This is a genomic window from Evansella sp. AB-P1, assembly GCF_029688925.1.
Classification (GTDB): Bacteria; Bacillota; Bacilli; order Bacillales; family Salisediminibacteriaceae; genus Evansella.
The window spans coordinates 173,593-191,838 of record NZ_JARUKY010000001.1; the positions used below are offsets into that span (position 1 = coordinate 173,593).

An 18,246-nucleotide genomic window follows, 5' to 3' on the forward strand; every position below is an offset into this window, starting at 1 on the left:
AAACGATTGTTTAAAAAGTTTCTAGAGCCTTTTCAACATCCTAAAATTAATATAGACATTCATTCAAAAGAGAAGGGTACAGACGGAAAGAAGAAGCCAAAGGCAAAAAATTGGTGGGGAACATTAAAGAGAATTTGGAAGTATCTTGCTGAAAGTAAAGGGCGTCTAGTTCTCGTTTGTCTTATGATTATTACGAGTTCGGGAATGGTACTACTTGGTCCATTATTAGTTGGAACAGGTATTGATGAATTTGTTTATACTCAAAATACGGATGGCTTACTTTTACTGATGGGAGCATTAGTAGTCGTTTATTTGCTTCATTCCTTGTCCATTTGGCTACAAAACTATTGGATGATACGTGTAGCACAGAAAACAGTCTATACAATGCGAACACAGCTTTTTCGTCAGCTTCATAAGCTACCAATTCCTTTTTTTGATAAAAGGCAGCATGGAGATCTTATGAGCCGTGTAACAAATGATATTGAGCAAATAAGTGCTACGTTAAATACATCTGTCATTCAGATATTCTCAAGTGTACTTGTTCTTGTAGGTACCTTTTCGGTCATGATTTACTTGAGTCCAATTTTAACACTTATCACATTGCTTATTGTTCCTTCGTTAGTTTTAGGGATGAAATGGATTACGAAGCGTACGAGTAAGCTATTTAAAGAGCAACAAAAGCATATCGGGAATCTTAACGGCCATATTCAAGAAACCATGTCAGGGCAGCGGATTGTCAAAACCTTTTCTCAGGAAGAAAGAGTTATAGCTGAATTTAAAGGACGAAATGACGAACTTAGAAAGGCTGGCTTTTGGGCACAAACGATTTCTGGTTTTATTCCAAAGCTCATGAATATGTTGAATAATATGAGCTTTGCCCTTATTGCAGGAATTGGTGGACTCCTTGCCCTGACAGGTGACGTTGTAACGATTGGTATGATTGTGATTTTTGTAGAATATGCACGTCAGTTCACCCGACCATTAAATGATTTAGCTAACCAGTTTAATACAATGCTGTCTGCAATAGCAGGGGCGGAACGAGTGTTTGAAATTATTGATGAACAAGAAGAAATGGCAGATGAACATAGTTCTGAGGAAATAAAGGATGTCACTGGTGAAATAGATTTTGTGAATGTATCATTTTCCTATGAAGCCGATGGAGATACGATTAATGATGTTAGTTTTCGTGCATCTCCTGGGGATACAGTAGCACTCGTTGGTCCAACAGGTGCTGGTAAAACAACAATCATTAATTTGTTATCACGGTTTTATGATGCAGACAGTGGGAACATCTTTATCGATGGTCATGAAATAAAGGGTATTAAACGAGAGAGCCTAAGAAGTCACATGGCTTTCGTTTTACAGGATTCATTTTTATTTCATGGTACCATTCGAGAAAATATTCGCTACGGTAGATTGAATGCGACGGACGAGGAAGTGGAGCTAGCGGCTCGAGAGGCAAATGCTCACTCCTTTATTCATCGCCTTCCGAAAAAATACGATACCGTTCTTGACCATGATGGTGGTGGAATAAGTCAGGGTCAAAAGCAATTGTTATCTATAGCAAGAGCAATTCTAGCAAACCCGAAGATATTAATTTTAGATGAAGCAACGAGCAGCATTGACACAGTGACAGAGATAAAAATACAGGAAGCTCTGCAGCGATTGATGAAGGGTAGAACGAGCTTTGTCATTGCTCATCGTCTAAATACGATTCAACAGGCTGACCAAATCCTTATCTTACGTGATGGAGAAATTATTGAAAGAGGGACTCACGCCTCGTTGTTGAAGGAGAAAGGCTTTTATTCAGAATTGTATCATAGCCAGCTGAAGCAAGAAGTGATGTCTGGTTAGGATGACATTTTATACGGCTGTGATCCGAGTAGTTCCATTTAGAGGTAGAAAACTAAAAAATATACAGTAAAAACGAGACCTTTTCACTTAGTGGATTTGTCTCGTTTTTTATCATAAAAAAGCTATTAAACATGAATCTAATTAGGTCATGTTTGCTACGTTTAAATTCTGCTAATTTTGGCAGGGTAATGGAAAATTTTGTAGTATAATTAAATAGTAAAGACTTTGATTGTGAAAAAATTACTTTAACTATCGAGGAGTTTAGTTTAAAAGTTGTGTTAGTTAAATAGAGGAGGAGTATATTCAATGAATTATGAGGAAGCATTACAAAAATATATAGAAGCTACTAATACACATGACTTTGATAATGTAAAGAAGGTGCTTCATGAGAAAGCTATTTATTGGTTTACAGATAAAACATGTAACAATATAAGTGAAATTCAAAATTACTTTGAAAACTCCTGGGAACTTATTAAAGAAGAGGTTTATACAGCTAATGACATTCGTTGGATTTCAACTGACCAAAATTCAGCAACATGTATTTACTCATACCATTATGAAGGATATCATAACGGTAAATTAGTGTCAGGTAACGGAAGGGCAACAAACATATTTATAAAGACGGATAATAATGAATGGAAGTTAATACATGAACATTTGAGTAGTTTGTCATAGTATTGAACAAACGGATTGCGAAAGCACAAAGAAGTTGTGGCTGTTCTTATTGCACAAATTGGGAGTCAAAATGGGAGGAATATTATGATACCTAAACAATTGCTGCTTTATATCCTAATCGGTGGAGGAATTGGTTTATTTTTCGGAGGATTTTGGAACGGTATCAGTGCAATGGTGTTGATATGGATTGCCATGAGATTTGAATATTTTATTCGTACCTATGAGAAAAAGAATTTTGAATTGTAGTTAAACAAACGGGGTTGCGTTAGCACAGGAAGACAGCATCTTATTATCATTTTATCATTTACATTTGATAATTAACGAATGTATAAAAATTAAGTCCGTTCATTCATTTAATCCAATAAAAAAATCGAATAAAACTTCATAATAATTTGTTTCCAATTCAAAGGGGCCAATCATTCCAGCCGAACGTGTAACAATTATAACTGGACTTTCTTCGTGATCATCGGGTAGAGTCTGCCTATATGAAATGTGTTTAATGTATTCTGAACGTATTAAAGCCTCAAATTCCTCAATATATTCTTGAGGTGGGGTGAAATGTACTAAATTTTCGTCATAAATATAGACATTATATTGGTCTTTCTCCAAATCAGGAGAACAACTTACTAGGAAAAGCATTAAAAATAATAACGTTTTAATCAAGAATAAATATTTCACTACGCTATTTCCACACCCTTTTCGTTTATACAATTAATTTGTACACTGATTTTAAAAACCTCATCCTTCAGTAAACGCCCCTTAGTTTAACATCATTTTCCAGCAAACTGGTACAAAAAAGCTGCAACATTGCAACTCTCTAATTCAACTAACGCACGCCTGTTACTTTAAGTGCAATGGTTCACAAATATCCAAAATCCAAATATTCCAGTAGACTATCTATCAGTCATAACGCCAAAACTGAAGTAACACAAAAAAGAACAATGATTATTACTTCTAAGCAACCACCATTGTTATATTCGTTTTCGCTGTGTTCTTGAGGGTAAAATGTTAATGACATCAATATAGCCATCATTTTCATGAACTGCATAGTAAATGATATAATTTAACATTACATGCCTACTTCTACCGTAGGTTATTCGTCTTAGACCTTTAAAACTACCACTTTCAACAGATTTTCCTATAAAAGGGGTTCTAGAGAGTGTTTTCTCAATGTAATCAATTATTTCATTTTCTTTAGAAAACCACCATTTTAAAGTTTCTTCTCCTTGGTTAGAGAAAAATTGCTGAATATTATCTAAACACAATTCAAATTCCTCAGTAAAAAGCACGGTATAATGATTGCTATTTTCTTTTTTCATTACGTCTAGATTTCAGCTCGCTTCCAGAATACCTTTTCATTTCTGGGGTGTCTAAATACCTTGACAAAGATGCTTTAAGTTCAGGATATTCATCTATTTCTTTTGATAACCTATCAATTTCCTCATTATTGACAACTGTATCTTCATTTTCAACTTCAATAGAAAACAATTTACCATTTATAACAACAGCACCTGACTCTTTCCCTTGCAATGCATTATATAATTCTTTTTTTGCATGTTCACTTAATGAATTCACTTAACATCACCTCAGATATATTATATCAAATTTAGAATCAGGAATTCCATTCTTATATTATTTGCACCATGTGTTCTGAACTTTGTATAACTATCGTTCTCCGTTATTGCAAGATTATTCTGCTGTTAAAACTCTATCACCCTTGCTATTTGGCTGGGAAGTTACAATGAATTCTAAGTTTTGATTAGTTTTATTGAACATTTGATGTGGAACAAGTGGCGGAACTTCGAAGCCCTCTTGTGAATTTAATTCTATTATAATTCCATCAACCTCAAGCGTAGCTGTTCCTGATAAGACAAAGAAAAATTGCTGAGAGTGATTATGATAGTGTCTTACTTCATATGTATTTGGGGGCATACGTTCATGAATAATACTTAAATCGTTATTATTAACTAAATACCAGCCATCGCAATTATCGCCCCAAATATAATGTTCTCCATTACTTTTGCTTGTTTTCATCGGTTGAACTCCTAACTATTGCTTTATAAATAATATACCTATGTTCCGTTCCCTTATGGAACTCTTCTACCCGTTAGCATCATTACAGAACCTCTGCTTCTTTCGTTAAGACTAACTCAATAGCTTAATAGTAAAACGAGGTTAATCTAATTTTTTTATCGATTGAACTGTACTTATAGTTGTTGGGTCTACATGATTCATTTCGAGATCGGTTAATAGAACTTCTATTTTACTTCCTTTTGGTACATTTTCTAATTCAATAATATTGTATACACTTTTACACTAACAAAATGTTTCACTCTTCTTCAAACATCCCGTTTGCTCCACAACAGCCATAACAGCTTATTATGTTATCGCTTACCCGTTAGTGTAAACATAACCTACTTCCTTTCGCTTCCCTTTTTTAATTTATTTATTTGAAAAACTAAATAAATATTAAACATGAACGATAATACTGCAAAAACGCCGAATGCAATTTCAATTGTCGCTCCACCAAAAAAAACAAAGACCATAATAAAAAACATAAATATTAAAAACATAATTCCGTTGAATAAAATAACATTCTCCTCCCTTTTCAATTGACTTTGTTCAACGAAACTCACCTTTTACTTTGAGTACATTGCATCACAAACTCTGTATATTCCGCTTTTATTTTAACATAAATATCCAAATATCTCTCTTTTACGTTAGAATTCACAAGGGGAATCACATTGATATATGTAGAAGAAAACATTTCCAACGTACTATAATGCAACTACGAACAACAACTTTCTCCATATTTGCATGATTTTCTTATTTTGGAAAAACCTAATCCTTATAAGTTATAGCGATAGGAACTTAGAGGAAAGGTTGAAACAGGATGAATCGGATTTTTTTCTGGACCACGATGACTGGTGTACCTGTATCTATAATCGGAATGCTTTTAAATTGGCCAGCTACGATTATGTTTGGTATATATGCAATCACAATACTAGCACTAGCTTCTTACATTGGAAGGGCAACAGAAAGCTTATCCATTATTTCGGGTCCTAGAATAGGTGGCTTACTAAGTGTTACGTTCGGAAACGCTGTAGAACTTACCATTTCTATTTTTGCCTTAAAGGCGGGGTATTTTACTATCGTATTAGCTTCCTTAACTGGGGCGGTCATAAGTAATCTCCTTTTAGTAGCTGGATTGTCTTTTTTTATAGGAGGATTAAAATTCAAACGACAATCCTTTAATATTCATGATGCCAGACATAATATGGGTCTACTCATGTTTGCAGTAGTTGTTTCCTTTGCATTCCCATACATTTTTTCCTTTCATCTAACAAACAATGAAACCTTTATTCTAAGTCTTGGTATAGCCATCGTCATGCTACTTCTTTATTTTGCAGCATTATATTTCAAACTTGTAACTCATCGAGGGGTATATGCTCTTGAGGATGATTTGGACGAGGAAGAGGAACCTGAATGGAATAAAAAAAGATCTATTATTATTTTAGCGTTAGCAGCACTTGCCGTTGCCTTTGTAAGTGATCAATTGGTAGATACGTTTGAAAGTGTAGCAACTTCTTTCGGCTGGAGTGAGGTATTCATTGGTGTTATTATTGTTGCCATCATAGGGAACTCTGCAGAGAACATCACGGCAATTCTTATGGCTTTAAAAAACAAAGCAAATATATCTGTAGAAATTGCAGTAGGATCTACTTTACAAATAGCAATGTTTGTTACACCACTGCTAGTCCTATTATCTTTAGCCTTTGGTACACCATTAAGCCTCATCTTTCCAATGGAGGCGTTAGTATCCATGGTCCTTTCTGTGTTACTTATTATTATGATTATTAATGATGGTGACACGAACTGGTTCGAAGGATTAACACTTCTCTCTGCCTACATCATTATGGCGATCGGCTTTTATTTCATGTGAATGCATTCATTCCTGTTTAAAGATAGTATAACACCATGTATGTGGCTTTCTTTTAATAAAATTTTTAAAACAACTATTTTATTACTTACTCAAATCTCCGTCCGCAGGCGGAGATTTTTTAGTTCTGAAGGTTGTAGAATGAAGTCCATTAACCTTATATTATTTTAACTAAGGATTAGGAAATACATTTTGGTTTTAACAGGAAGGGAAAGGGATGAGAGGATGGAACCGATCGTTATAGTGGAAAATTTGATGAAGTCGTATAAAAAAAGAAAAACGAAGGAAGTGATACATGCGGTGAAGGATGTGTCCTTTACTGTAAATCGCGGAGAAATTCTCGGGCTCCTTGGACCAAATGGTGCAGGGAAAACGACCACCATTAAAATGATATGCGGATTACTAACTCCAGACTCTGGACTTATTACAATAAACGGATTGAATAATCAAAAGAAGCGTTTAGCTTCCTTACGACAAATCAGTGCAGTCCTAGAGGGGAACCGAAACCTTTACTGGCGGTTGACAGTGAGGGAAAACCTCGAATATTTTGCTGGTAATCGTGGGGAGTCTCGTAAGGATATTGCAGAAAGAGTGGACGATCTTTTACAAAAGTTTCATCTAAAAGGCAAAGAGAATGAACTAGTAAACAGACTTTCACGGGGAATGCAGCAAAAGCTAGCCATTGCTGTAGCTATGCTAGCAGATAGTGAAGTCATATTACTGGATGAACCCACTCTTGGCCTAGATGTGGAAACAGGTTATGAAGTGAGAGAACTGTTGCGAGAGATTGTGAAAACTTACAATAGAACAATCATTATCAGTACTCATGACATGGACGTGGTTCAGGATCTATGTGAACGAACGGTGATTATCAATAAGGGTCAAATTGTCACGGACGATAAGGTAGCTAATCTTCTTCGTTTATTCGATGTACGTTCTTATAAAGTCACACTAGGAGGTTTGTTAAGTGATCGCCAGCAGGAACTCCTTGAACAAAAATTTCCTAGCTATGGCTATAGCCCTGATACGTTTCAGTCCATCCTTGAGGTGGATTTAGAGCAAAGCGAAGAAATCTATGAATTATTTGATATTTTAAAAATAGAGACGACACCTGTAGAATCTATTGATCGTAAAACAATCAATTTCGAACAAATTTTCATGAAAATTGTAAAGGGGGATATGTCAGATGTATTGGTTCAATCTTCTTAAGGCAAATACGAAAAAGGAGTACCTCGAACTGAAACGGTATTTACCGAATACGCTAGCACTTGTATTAACGTTTTACATTATCTTCTTAGGAATGTTTTTCGGTATTCAAATAATTGGAGATCCTACAACACAAGATATTAATATTCAATTTGCAATAGTAAATTATATCTTTTGGTTTTTAGCAATGATGGTAATTAATAATATAGGCTGGCAAATTACAAATGAAGCTATGCGAGGTACACTAGAACAGCTTTGTATGTCTCCGATGGGTCTTTGGAAAATCATGCTTAGTAGACTAATAGCTTCTACGGTAATTAATTTTATTTTAATCATTGCCTTACTGTATTTATCTATGTTTACATCTGGGCAATGGTTAAATGTGGATGTTCTCGCAATAAAGCCAATTTTTGTTCTAACTATTATTAGTATGTTTGGTCTAGGCTTTATCATTGCTGGTATTTCAATTATTTTGAAGCAGGTTCAAGCTTTTCTACAAATCTTACAGTTTATTTTGGCAGGACTAACGTTTGTACCATTATCTGTAGCACCGATGTTGGCCTTCTTCCCATTTGTAAAAGGGGTTGATCTAGTCCGTGATGTGATGATTGACGGGGTAACCCTTAGTCAAATAGCAGCGGTAGATTTCATGATTTTAGCCTTTAATGCAGTCTTTTATTTCATAGGGGGATTACTTTTCTTTTTCTTCTGTGAACGAGTTGCCATGAATAAAGGTTTACTGGCTCACTATTAAAAGATCTACCCTGAAAATAAGATAGAAGCCGTCTATGTTTCTACAAATGGAGGAAAAGAAGGTTTGCGGTAATATAGAAGGTCGCCAATGAGCCTGCAAACAGGAAAAAGAGATTTGCAGGAAGATAGAAGGTCGCCAATGAGCCTGCAAACAGGAAAAAGAGATTTGCAGGAAGATAGAAGGTCGTAATGAGCCTGCAAACCGGAAAAAGAAGGTTTGCGGTAATATAGAAGGCCACCAATGAGCCTGCAAACAGGAAAAAGAGATTTGCAGGAAGATAGAAGGTCGCAAATGAGCCTGCAAACAGGAAAAGAAGAAATGCGGGAAGGTAGTATACTTTAGAAAGAACATTTTCATCCCCCATGGTGCAATTGTCCACTTGCATGGGCAGTCTACCTTGAAAAAATCAAAGAGACTACCGACAATAGGAAGAAATTCAGTTTTGGTAGAGAAGTAACTAGTAATCTTCATTACTACTTCGCTACTACCAGTGAATTGTTTTCCCATCAAAGGTAGTCCCATTAAAATAGTTTTGTAACTTGTAACTTCTAAGGTAATCCTAATTAGTTAGCCCAATACGGTGATGTTCAGCGAGCTATCTTACTTCTATTAATAACCATACTCTCTGTACCATTCTTCTATCCATTCATCAAAGAAATCTTCATCATAATACCACTCTTCGTCTTCATAGTCCCATTCTTCAAAGTAATCGTCCCAGTAATCATATCCGTATTCATTCCAAAAGTCGTAAAAGTCATACTCCCAGTATTCGTAATAATCTTCCTCTGAATAATATCCACCATCGAAAAACCACTCTCCAAAAGGTGATTCTTCATCGAAATAATCTTCGTCATACATTCTGTAATATTGTGCCAGTATTTCTTCCTCGTCCATTGGAGTATGTATCCATTCTTCTATCCGTTCAACAACTGTATAAAGTGGAATACTAAATCCAATAGATGTATCATCAATATTTTGAGCAGAATTAATTGCGATGATTTTTTCTGTGTTTTTTGCCAGTAATGGTCCCCCACTGCTACCAGGTGAAATTGGTGCAGAAATTTGATATAAGTTCTCGTAAATATAACTATCAATTACAAAATTTCGATCGATACCTGTTACATAGCCCATTGTTGCAGTGTTTTCAAAGCCGAGTGGGCTTCCTAAAGCAATTACTTCCTCACCAACCATAACACTTTCAGAGGTTTCTAAAGTTAACGCATTAGTACCAACGAGTTCAGGAACATTAACGACAGCAATATCAGTTTCGTTTGAATAGCCAATAATTGTTCCCATATACTCCACACCGTTAATGGTTCTAATTGTGACCTCATAATCCCCTTCTACTACATGAGCATTTGTAATGACAATACCTTGATCATTATATAAAAACCCAGATCCTTGATTATAATTACCGTAAATTGTGAAAACGGTTTGTTGGGCGTCTGCAATAATTTCAGTTAATTCACGCCTCTGATCCTCTTCTAACTCTCTTCTTACTGCTACTGGAAGTGAAGATAGTTCACCCTTATAAAAATCATTCGATCGTAGCATTTGTAGATTAGCAGAAGGTACATCAGGCGGCGGTTCTGCTGATTGATTTTGAACTATAAAAATAGTAGCACTTATAATTACAGTACTAATTAATACAGAAAAAATTAGGGAGACGACTAACGTATCACGTTGTCTTTTATTCCCGCAATGTGGACAATAGCGAGTATTATCTATCCTTTCTTTTCCACAATGAGGACAGTACATAGTCACCTCATCCTTTCTACAAAATTATTAAATAATAATTATATCATACTACTAATGAGTTTCGGTGAATAATGAAAAAATTTGGAGGAAGTCTTTTTAGGTAAAATAGAGGCCCCTTGCGCTTTTCTTATTATTTGTCCAAAAAAATAGACAAGTTTCCTACCTAGTCATGCATATACATGAAAGGAGTATGTGAATAGGAGGAAGGAGAGAAAAACTATGAAATTTTTAGTTTTAAAAAAGAAGACGATTTTAGGATTCTTTGTATTAGGGTTGGCACTTGTGTCAGTATGGGTTTCATCTAATGTTTTTCTAAAGGATGTTCCAGCAATGACAGCGGAGGGAGAACAAAATAAAGGCGATGTAAGAGAAATTCACATGATTACAACAGAGTTTAAGACAACGACAAAGGATGGGAAAGAAATAGAATCGTATCGTTGGGATCCGGGAACAATTTTTATGGAAGCTGGTGAAAAGGTTGATTTAATCATTTATGGAGTGAATGGAGAAGAGCATCCGTTTATTATTGAAGGAACGAATATTCAAGGGACAGTTAAAAAGGGAGAGGAAACGAAGGTGTCTCTCCAGTTTGAGAAGGAAGGGGTATACAGATTAATTTGTCCAAAGCATGCAGATAAAGATCATAATGGTCCAATGATTGCTTATATTGTTGTAGATTAATAAGCAAATAAATTTCTTCTAAGAAAACCAAAAGAGTGATGCACAGGACATCACTCTTTTGATTGCATGACAACAACATTTATGTTCATGGTAAGAGAACATACAAATTAAAAATTACAGAATTTTTATCTAAGTTAACTGGACTGTCATTGGATCAGGTTGGTCACCAAGCTTAGCCCTCGAATTATAAAGATGAATAGGTACGAATATATAGTTAATAGAAATAATTCTTATTATCATCTTGATCATAAGTGCCTCTCCCTATACATATTAATATTCGCCTCTAGCTCAACTTCTAAAAAATAGTAAGCCTTTTTGTATTTTCTTTGTTCATAAAAAAATTCACTAAGCTCTTTAGCATTTGTTATTATTTCATCCCAATACTTTTCTTCTTTAAAGTATACGATGCAATCTTCCATTAGTTTCACATAATTATCATAATTTTGTAATTGAAGCTCTTTTTTTGCAATAATCTTTTTTAGTCGATATTTCTCAAAGTCATTTTTACACAATTCTTGTGCTGAATAAATAATTTCTGCTATATTATCCAATTGTTTATTTTCTATATTGACATTAAGTATACATAAGTAAGTTAGAAATAGATTTGATGGATCACATATTTTTTTCTTTTCTAAGCTTTCGTAAAAGTAGTTCAAACTTTTATCAAATTCTTTTGTATAAAAATAAATGAGTCCTAGGTTGTGCAAAGCCTTAGAAGCTAATAAATCTAATGAATTTTCTCTAGATAAATCTAGTGCTTTTTTTAACACTTTTTCTCCGTCGGTATATTCTTTCATTTCAGTATAAAGTATGCCTAAAAGAATATATACATCAATCGTTTCTTTCCATTTATGGAGGTCCATAAAGGTTTTTTTAGCCTCAAAAGCGAACAATAGTCCTTTATTTATATCGTTTAAATTGTAGCAAATGAGAGCTAAATTAAAACGAATTTTTGCACCTTCCATCTCGGATGAAACATATTTTAATGATTCGTTATATAAATCAAAGCTTTCAACAAAATTACGTTGAAAAAAATGTAATTGTCCAGCAACAAAGTAATAATGATACTTTATTTTTTTTGAAAGACCACTTATATTATCTTCTTGTATATAAAAAGAAACTTCTGTATGAACGCTTTTTGCTTTTTCAATATTACGAATTTTTAGTTCATATAAGCATCGAATTAATAGATACTCCATTTCTTGATGAATAGAAGGAATATAGTCGAATTCTTTTTCATTCTCTTCAAGAAATTGTTTTGCCATTTTTAAATCTGTTTTCACTAGATCTTCAAAACGCCGGATAAGAAGGTCCATGGCATTTGGCTGTTCATGAATATCAATTAAATAATTCGTCGGAACTTGTAGTCTCTCCCCGATTAATTCTAGTATATCGTTGGAAGCATCGTAACGTCCACTTTCGATATTGCTATAATGTGATGGCGACACTATACCTTTACAAACCTTCACTTGAGATAGTCCTCTTAATTTTCTCATCCTTTTTAATCTATTGCCAAGGTGCAAAACAAATCCTCCTTTCAAGGAATAAAACACTGGATTAATAAAATGTTTTATTTTATGAAATAAAAGTATTAAATTAAGTGGTATAGTAGGGTAAATTTTAGAGAAGAGAATTATGTATTAATAAATTCGAATTGAAATAGAGATACTACTTTTTTGAGTATGATTCTAAAATCAAAGTGATTGAAAATGAATACTTTTTATAGTATAAGCAAGCATCCAAGATTTTACAAGATTACGCAATATTTTCACCAAAAATATTAATAAAGATTATAATCATGCATTATTTTGACGAATGGTGTTAAAAAGAGGTGTGAAGTATGTTAAATGCATTATTTGATAAAGGGAAAAAATTTATTGTTCAATGCTACACAGAAAAAAACAAAGCAGAAATGATCTCATCGCGCTTAACTGAAATAGAAAAAGAAATTAACGAAACTGGCTCCTATACTCACTCTATGATGGAATTGGAGCACGGAGCAAAAATGGCTTGGCGTAATAGTAATAAATGTATTGGGCGCTTATTCTGGGATACGTTAACGGTAAGAGATAAACGACACCTTACGGAAGCACAGGAAATTATAGAATCTTTGGAACAACATATTGTTGAAGCAACCAATAAGGGAAAAATCAAACCTATGATTACAGTATTTGCACCACAGCAGAAAGGAACTGATCAAGTAAGAATATGGAATCATCAATTGGTTCGCTATGCTGGATATGAAACAGAATTAGGTATAATAGGGGATCCCATGTCTGTGCGATTTACAGAAGTTTGTGAAGAGTTAGGTTGGGAGGGGGAGAATGGTCATTTTGATATTCTTCCACTTGTCCTACAACTAAAGGACTCTGAACCAATTTTGAGAGATATCCCAAAAAAGATAATAATGGAGGTTGATCTGGAGCATCCAGAAAATGATCAATTTAAGGATCTTCAGCTAAAGTGGTATGCTTTACCAGCTATTTCAGATATGTCATTAGAAATTGGTGGGATTGTATATAGTGCTGCTCCTTTTAATGGCTGGTATATGGGTACGGAAATAGGGGCGAGGAATTTGGCTGATCAAGATCGATATAACATGTTACCAAAGGTAGCTTCTATATTTGATTTAGATATTTCTCGTCATTCCTTTCTGTGGAAAGATCGAGCACTAGTTGAATTAAATAGAGCCGTCCTTTATTCGTATCAAAAAGCTAGAGTTAGCATTGTTGATCATCATACTGCTGCGGAACAATTTAAGCGATTTGAAAGAAATGAAAAGGAGCTTGAAAGAGAGGTAACAGGAAATTGGAGCTGGTTGATTCCACCTATATCCCCAGCAGCTACACATATTTTTCATCATAACTACAACGATGAACTGATCATGCCAAATTTCTTTTATCAAAAACCACCCTATGAATAAAATAAGGAGATATCAATAGTCGTTAGCAACATAGTAATAGTAAATTAAATGACAACTAGTGGCTTTTTTATGAATTATTATAGAAATTTATTGTTTTCTCGAAATGGAGAAGTATGATAGAAATAATTGGATTAAATTCAATTTACTTCATACCAATTTTAAGGAGAAATGGAATGAACAAATTAATTGTTAAACAACTGAGTTTATTATTTGCCTTGTTACTAGTGATCACGGGTTGTAGTGATAAAAACTCCGAAGGGCAAGAGGAGGCTTCCAATTCATTAGATACAAACGTATTAGGGAATGATGAAAACCTTGTTTATTTAGGTGACGAAGAAGCAGATAACGAAATATTGTTTGTGCTTGATTATTCATGCCCCTGGTGTAAAGTTTGGATGGACGATGTTTTTCCAATTATTGATGAAAACTGGATTGAAAATGGGAATGCAAAATTTAGAACACAAACAATGGTCTTTCTAAATGAAAACTCATTACGCCTCTCAGATTTTGACCAAAACATAAAAAAGCATGATCCAGATAATTATTTTCCTGTTATTATAGATATCATATCTGAGGCAGGGGATGACGGACCAGAAGGTTGGGGTTCAGAAGAATATATTAAAGAAAAAGCTTCAAAATTTAACTTGTCAGATGAATTATGGCGTACAAAGCCAGAGAGAGATTCGATTAATATTACTAGAAGGTACACGAGAGCACTTGATATAGAGAGTGTTCCAGCAGTATTCATAAATGGTGTGAAAATGGAAGATCCTTTTGATTTAGAGTTAATGAAGGAGCATATGATCGGCTTAGAGTAGTGAATTTTACATGATGTGTATTTTAGTGGGAAATCATAAAACGAAAAAGGGTGTTACCATCATTGATAGTTGGTGGTACACCCTTTTTTCGTAGAACTGACTTTATTTAGTAAGGAGGCGCCTTACGCTTTTCTTAATCATTATAACGATTTGTCATTTGATTGAATGTGTGTATCCTTTTTGTTTGTGTAAAAGCCGTCTATTTGTTTATGCTGAATATTTTCAGGATTTAATCCTTTTCCGAGGGAACCATATATTTTCCCTCCATTTGGATCAACGAGGTCATCCTGTTGATAATAGACTCTTGGAGTTTTTAACAGGGCTAACAAGGCTTTTGACATAGGCATCTCATGGTACCTTTCTGGCCACATTCGCTTTATATGCTTCTTTACTAGTGGATAATACTTTGAACTCATTGTTGGAAATATGTGATGCTCTGTATGATACGAAAAATTAAAATGTAATACATCAACCCATTTTGGAACTGTGACTGTCAAACTATTAGCTAGTGGATCATTCACAGGTACGAGTGGGTTTAACCGATGGTTTGTTGCAATATATGCCATTACAATAAAATTAGCGATGAGCAGTGGAAGTAAATAAGCAAAAAACCAATTGCTAAAGCCCATAACGAATAATAATCCAATCCACGTTCCCCAAGGTAAAATTGCTTGTATCCATACCTTTGGCTGTTTTTTTGGATGGAAATCTCTTATATAAATGGTGAAACACTTTATTGAATGTGCAGTAAATTGAATTCCTAAAGATGCAAATGCACAAAGTGAACGAATGAAAAAGGGTAGTTTATATATCCAATTTAAAAATTTTGTTTGTGAAATTTTCTCTAAAGTAGGCCAGGCATCTGGGTCATTTTCATCGTGCTGAGTATGTACATGATGGTTCATGTTATGCCATTTTCTCCAAAGCTGCGGGCCAGTACTTAGGGGCCAAAAAGCAATAGCGCCAAGGAAATCTCTTAACCAAGGTTTTTTAACAACATTTCCATGAAGAATTTCATGACCTAAAAATCCTAGTCCTGAAAAACAAAATCCAATGATCAAAGAAATAAGTAAATTAACGAATGGGTGAAGGGGAAAAAATCCTATCGTTAGAAAACCAAGGATGACGATACATAAATAAGCTAATCCCCCTAATAGACGTTTAGGTACTGGTTTAAATGCTTCTTTTGGTAAATGTTTTGAAATACGTGCTGCGTACCAACCGAATGTGTGAAGGTCTTTCATAATATTCTTTATTAACTCCTCTCTCTTTCCATTTACTTTTTTTAAAAGAGCTTTTTTAGCTTAAACAATATTCTATGATTAAAGTTCTATATAGTATAGTTTGAAAAATGAGGGGAAATTAAACATTTTTTCAAAAAAAAATATAAAAAAAGTTCCACATTATATATAATGTGGAACTTTTTATTAGTTGTTTATCAGATGTAAACACACTCGAATGGAAAAGTAGTTAATCTCCTCTGGAAGTGACTCTTTTATTGGTTTTAGACCATTTTCCATGCCTACTTTTTCCACTGCTTGCTGTATAAGTTCCAAGGTATCTTTATTTATTAAGTTTGAAAAGTCAATATCGTTACCTTCAGAAGAAGCTTGTAGGAGATGACTTTCCACTGTAGTTAATTTAATACCTCGTAATTCAGCTATTTGTTGTAATGATTTCCCTTGTTCATATAAGGTATAGCTTTGAATATGGCTTGGAATTTTATCATCCATTTCCTTTTCTTTAGATTGTACAACACTGTCACTTTCATTACGTTCTACACTTGTTTGAGTAGTAGAATAATCAGGATTTTCATCAATAAATAGTATAATTTCGTCTAAAAACTGTTCCCCATAGCGTTCATACTTTTGATCTCCAACACCTTTTATGGAAAGCATTTTTGCTTTAGTAGTAGGGAGATGGCTACATAATTCATTTAACGTTTTATCTGAGAAAACCATATAAGGCGCGATTGCTCCTTCTTTTGCTAATTGAGAACGTAATTCTCTTAGTTTTTCAAACAATGGATGAGATTTAACAATTTGAGTAGGCTTCTTCTCTTTTTTACGCTGTACCTGTTGTTCTCCCTTTAAAACGTACACTGCTTTGTCTGTCAATTGAAGTACAGGATAGCTACTATCGCTTAAAGACAAGTATTGAGAAGCCACGAGATAATCAATAAATTGACTCACTTCTTTTTGTGTTTTTCCCTTCATCAGTCCATAGGTTGAGAGCTGGTTGAAGTGCATTTCTTTTATTTTTTTATTTGCCGATCCTACTAATACTTGAGCAACCATTGTTTTTCCAAAACGTTCTCTCATTCGTTTTACACAAGAGAACACCATTTGTGCATCTCGGCTAACATCCTCCGTTTCTCGATCGTCCATGCAGTGATGACATTTACCACAAGCTTCCGATGGAGTATCTCCAAAGTAATACAGAATAAAGGACTGTAAGCAGCTTTCTGTGTGACAATAGTTTGTCATTTCCTGTAGTTTTCGATATTCATTTTCTTTTCTATCCTCACTTAACATAGATTGTTCGATAAGAAATTGTTGAATACGAATATCCTGAGGGGAGAATAAAAGTATACATTCACTTGATTCTCCATCTCTTCCGGCGCGACCAGCTTCTTGATAATAGCTTTCAATATTACGAGGCATTTGAAAATGAATAACAAAGCGAACATTCGATTTATTAATTCCCATACCAAAAGCATTGGTAGCCACCATTACTTGAATTTCATCATAAACAAACTGTTCTTGCATTCTCTCTCTTTCCTCAGACGTTAACCCACCATGGTATTTTCCTACGGATATGCCAGAACCTTCAATGGCTAGATAAAGACGTTCTACTTCTTTCCTGGTGGCAGCATATATAATCCCTGACTGAGTTTTGTTCCTTTGCAAATATTCCTTAATATATGCGTCCTGATCAATACCTTTTAGGACGTGAAAGGATAAATTTTCACGACTAAAACCAGTTTGTACTACTGCGTTGTCATCGATGGATAACGCTTCGCAAATATCTTTTCTTACTGTAGGGGTAGCTGTAGCAGTTAATGCCAGAATAGCTGGGGTATTTTCCATACCATTTAGGAGCTCTGGAATTCGCATATAACTTGGTCTAAAGTCGTGTCCCCATTGAGATAAGCAATGGGCTTCGTCAATTGCCACTAGTGAAACATGTAGGCTTCTCAATGCTCGTGTGAAGGAGGCTGTATCGAGCCTCTCTGGTGCAATATACACTAATTTATAGTGGCCATTTCTCATTAAATTGAGGCGTTCGTTAACCTCATTAGAAGAAATGGAGCTATTAATAAAAGTGGAGGGTATTCCTATTTCGCTTAATTCGTCTACTTGATCCTTCATTAATGATATGAGAGGGGAAATGACTACAGTCAGTCCTGGTAAAAGAAGGGATGGGATTTGATAACAAATAGACTTCCCACCACCTGTTGGCATGATCCCCATCGTTCGTATATTGTTTAGGAGATTTAAAATAATCTCTTCTTGTCCAGGTCGGAAGGAGCTATATCCGTAATGGTGTTTTAGAAGAGATTTAGCTTGGTCAATCATAGTTACCTCCATATGTTTTTTTATATCTGTCTATATTGTACATGGCAATGCAATGAATT

18 protein-coding genes are annotated in these 18,246 nt (G+C 34.6%); 9 read left to right on the forward strand and 9 right to left on the reverse strand.

Translation table 11 applies throughout. The annotated features are described in order from the left end of the window. Window positions 1-6 precede the first annotated feature (6 nt). The 3 genes from QA612_RS00800 (at window position 7) to QA612_RS00810 (ending at window position 2,775) form a co-directional block, all read left to right on the forward strand. Complete coding sequence (locus QA612_RS00800) at window positions 7-1,854, forward strand: ABC transporter ATP-binding protein (RefSeq protein ID WP_481804404.1); 1,848 nt, start codon at window positions 7-9, stop codon at window positions 1,852-1,854. Between the two features lie 306 nt (window positions 1,855-2,160). Further along, window positions 2,161-2,529 carry a YybH family protein gene (locus QA612_RS00805; RefSeq protein ID WP_278281829.1) on the forward strand — a complete coding sequence of 123 codons (369 nt, stop codon included), beginning with the start codon at window positions 2,161-2,163 and terminating at the stop codon, window positions 2,527-2,529. Between the two features lie 84 nt (window positions 2,530-2,613). Further along, window positions 2,614-2,775, forward strand: coding sequence for a hypothetical protein (locus QA612_RS00810; protein WP_278281830.1), 162 nt, complete (start codon window positions 2,614-2,616; stop codon window positions 2,773-2,775). 99 nt (window positions 2,776-2,874) lie between these two features. Here QA612_RS00810 and QA612_RS00815 read toward each other — a convergent pair whose 3' ends face one another. The 4 genes from QA612_RS00815 to QA612_RS00830 form a co-directional block, all read right to left on the reverse strand. Further along, window positions 2,875-3,207, reverse strand: coding sequence for a hypothetical protein (locus QA612_RS00815; RefSeq protein WP_278281831.1), 333 nt, complete (start codon window positions 3,205-3,207; stop codon window positions 2,875-2,877). A gap of 293 nt (window positions 3,208-3,500) precedes the next feature. Continuing rightward, the gene (locus QA612_RS00820; protein WP_278281832.1) at window positions 3,501-3,794 is read right to left on the reverse strand and encodes a type II toxin-antitoxin system RelE/ParE family toxin; all 294 of its coding nucleotides are present in this window, start codon (window positions 3,792-3,794) and stop codon (window positions 3,501-3,503) included. 37 nt (window positions 3,795-3,831) lie between these two features. Then, a complete protein-coding gene (locus QA612_RS00825; protein ID WP_278281833.1) occupies window positions 3,832-4,104 on the reverse strand; it encodes a hypothetical protein in 273 nt (90 codons plus the stop codon). 114 nt (window positions 4,105-4,218) lie between these two features. Further along, window positions 4,219-4,563: a cupin domain-containing protein gene (locus QA612_RS00830; protein WP_278281834.1), complete on the reverse strand. Its 345-nt coding sequence runs from the start codon at window positions 4,561-4,563 to the stop codon at window positions 4,219-4,221. An 859-nt stretch (window positions 4,564-5,422) separates the two neighbouring features. On the opposite strand from QA612_RS00830, the gene cax reads away from it, so the two are divergent. The 3 genes from cax (at window position 5,423) to QA612_RS00845 (ending at window position 8,429) form a co-directional block, all read left to right on the forward strand. Next, window positions 5,423-6,472, forward strand: coding sequence for a calcium/proton exchanger (gene cax / locus QA612_RS00835; RefSeq protein ID WP_278281835.1), 1,050 nt, complete (start codon window positions 5,423-5,425; stop codon window positions 6,470-6,472). 222 nt (window positions 6,473-6,694) lie between these two features. Further along, window positions 6,695-7,678, forward strand: coding sequence for an ABC transporter ATP-binding protein (locus tag QA612_RS00840; RefSeq protein ID WP_278281836.1), 984 nt, complete (start codon window positions 6,695-6,697; stop codon window positions 7,676-7,678). Beyond that, window positions 7,656-8,429, forward strand: coding sequence for an ABC transporter permease (locus tag QA612_RS00845; protein WP_278281837.1), 774 nt, complete (start codon window positions 7,656-7,658; stop codon window positions 8,427-8,429). Before QA612_RS00840 ends, QA612_RS00845 begins: the two co-directional genes overlap by 23 nt. A gap of 40 nt (window positions 8,430-8,469) precedes the next feature. On the opposite strand, the gene QA612_RS00850 is transcribed toward QA612_RS00845, so the two are convergent. Both QA612_RS00850 and QA612_RS00855 read right to left on the reverse strand, forming a co-directional pair. After that, the gene (locus tag QA612_RS00850) at window positions 8,470-8,814 is read right to left on the reverse strand and encodes a hypothetical protein (RefSeq protein WP_278281838.1); all 345 of its coding nucleotides are present in this window, start codon (window positions 8,812-8,814) and stop codon (window positions 8,470-8,472) included. A gap of 224 nt (window positions 8,815-9,038) precedes the next feature. Beyond that, a complete protein-coding gene (locus tag QA612_RS00855) occupies window positions 9,039-10,187 on the reverse strand; it encodes a trypsin-like peptidase domain-containing protein (RefSeq protein ID WP_278281839.1) in 1,149 nt (382 codons plus the stop codon). Between the two features lie 219 nt (window positions 10,188-10,406). Between QA612_RS00855 and QA612_RS00860 the strand changes: the two genes are divergently transcribed. After that, complete coding sequence (locus QA612_RS00860; RefSeq protein WP_278281840.1) at window positions 10,407-10,868, forward strand: cupredoxin domain-containing protein; 462 nt, start codon at window positions 10,407-10,409, stop codon at window positions 10,866-10,868. 245 nt (window positions 10,869-11,113) lie between these two features. On the opposite strand, the gene QA612_RS00865 is transcribed toward QA612_RS00860, so the two are convergent. After that, a complete protein-coding gene (locus tag QA612_RS00865; protein WP_278281841.1) occupies window positions 11,114-12,391 on the reverse strand; it encodes a helix-turn-helix transcriptional regulator in 1,278 nt (425 codons plus the stop codon). Window positions 12,392-12,708: 317 nt separating this feature from the next. Between QA612_RS00865 and QA612_RS00870 the strand changes: the two genes are divergently transcribed. Together QA612_RS00870 and QA612_RS00875 are read left to right on the forward strand one after the other, a co-directional pair. After that, complete coding sequence (locus QA612_RS00870; RefSeq protein WP_278281842.1) at window positions 12,709-13,791, forward strand: nitric oxide synthase oxygenase; 1,083 nt, start codon at window positions 12,709-12,711, stop codon at window positions 13,789-13,791. Between the two features lie 173 nt (window positions 13,792-13,964). Further along, window positions 13,965-14,609 carry a thioredoxin domain-containing protein gene (locus tag QA612_RS00875; protein ID WP_278281843.1) on the forward strand — a complete coding sequence of 215 codons (645 nt, stop codon included), beginning with the start codon at window positions 13,965-13,967 and terminating at the stop codon, window positions 14,607-14,609. 140 nt (window positions 14,610-14,749) lie between these two features. On the opposite strand, the gene desB is transcribed toward QA612_RS00875, so the two are convergent. Beyond that, entirely contained in the window at window positions 14,750-15,853 is a 1,104-nt protein-coding gene (gene desB / locus QA612_RS00880; RefSeq protein WP_278281844.1) for a Delta(10) desaturase DesB, read from the reverse strand. A gap of 183 nt (window positions 15,854-16,036) precedes the next feature. Next, a complete protein-coding gene (recQ, locus tag QA612_RS00885; protein WP_278281845.1) occupies window positions 16,037-18,187 on the reverse strand; it encodes a DNA helicase RecQ in 2,151 nt (716 codons plus the stop codon). Window positions 18,188-18,246 lie beyond the last annotated feature (59 nt).

What these genes read in the sequence shown, in the direction of transcription:
- QA612_RS00805 (WP_278281829.1), top strand. Translation starts at nt 2,161, where the DNA reads ATGAATTATGAGGAAGCATTACAAAAATATATAGAAGCTACTAATACA.
- QA612_RS00810 (WP_278281830.1), top strand. Translation starts at nt 2,614, where the DNA reads ATGATACCTAAACAATTGCTGCTTTATATCCTAATCGGTGGAGGAATT.
- QA612_RS00830 (WP_278281834.1), bottom strand. Translation starts at nt 4,563, where the DNA reads ATGAAAACAAGCAAAAGTAATGGAGAACATTATATTTGGGGCGATAAT.
- cax (WP_278281835.1), top strand. Translation starts at nt 5,423, where the DNA reads ATGAATCGGATTTTTTTCTGGACCACGATGACTGGTGTACCTGTATCT.
- QA612_RS00840 (WP_278281836.1), top strand. Translation starts at nt 6,695, where the DNA reads ATGGAACCGATCGTTATAGTGGAAAATTTGATGAAGTCGTATAAAAAA.
- QA612_RS00845 (WP_278281837.1), top strand. Translation starts at nt 7,656, where the DNA reads ATGTATTGGTTCAATCTTCTTAAGGCAAATACGAAAAAGGAGTACCTC.
- QA612_RS00850 (WP_278281838.1), bottom strand. Translation starts at nt 8,814, where the DNA reads ATGCAAGTGGACAATTGCACCATGGGGGATGAAAATGTTCTTTCTAAA.
- QA612_RS00855 (WP_278281839.1), bottom strand. Translation starts at nt 10,187, where the DNA reads ATGTACTGTCCTCATTGTGGAAAAGAAAGGATAGATAATACTCGCTAT.
- QA612_RS00860 (WP_278281840.1), top strand. Translation starts at nt 10,407, where the DNA reads ATGAAATTTTTAGTTTTAAAAAAGAAGACGATTTTAGGATTCTTTGTA.
- QA612_RS00870 (WP_278281842.1), top strand. Translation starts at nt 12,709, where the DNA reads ATGTTAAATGCATTATTTGATAAAGGGAAAAAATTTATTGTTCAATGC.
- QA612_RS00875 (WP_278281843.1), top strand. Translation starts at nt 13,965, where the DNA reads ATGAACAAATTAATTGTTAAACAACTGAGTTTATTATTTGCCTTGTTA.
- desB (WP_278281844.1), bottom strand. Translation starts at nt 15,853, where the DNA reads ATGAAAGACCTTCACACATTCGGTTGGTACGCAGCACGTATTTCAAAA.
- recQ (WP_278281845.1), bottom strand. Translation starts at nt 18,187, where the DNA reads ATGATTGACCAAGCTAAATCTCTTCTAAAACACCATTACGGATATAGC.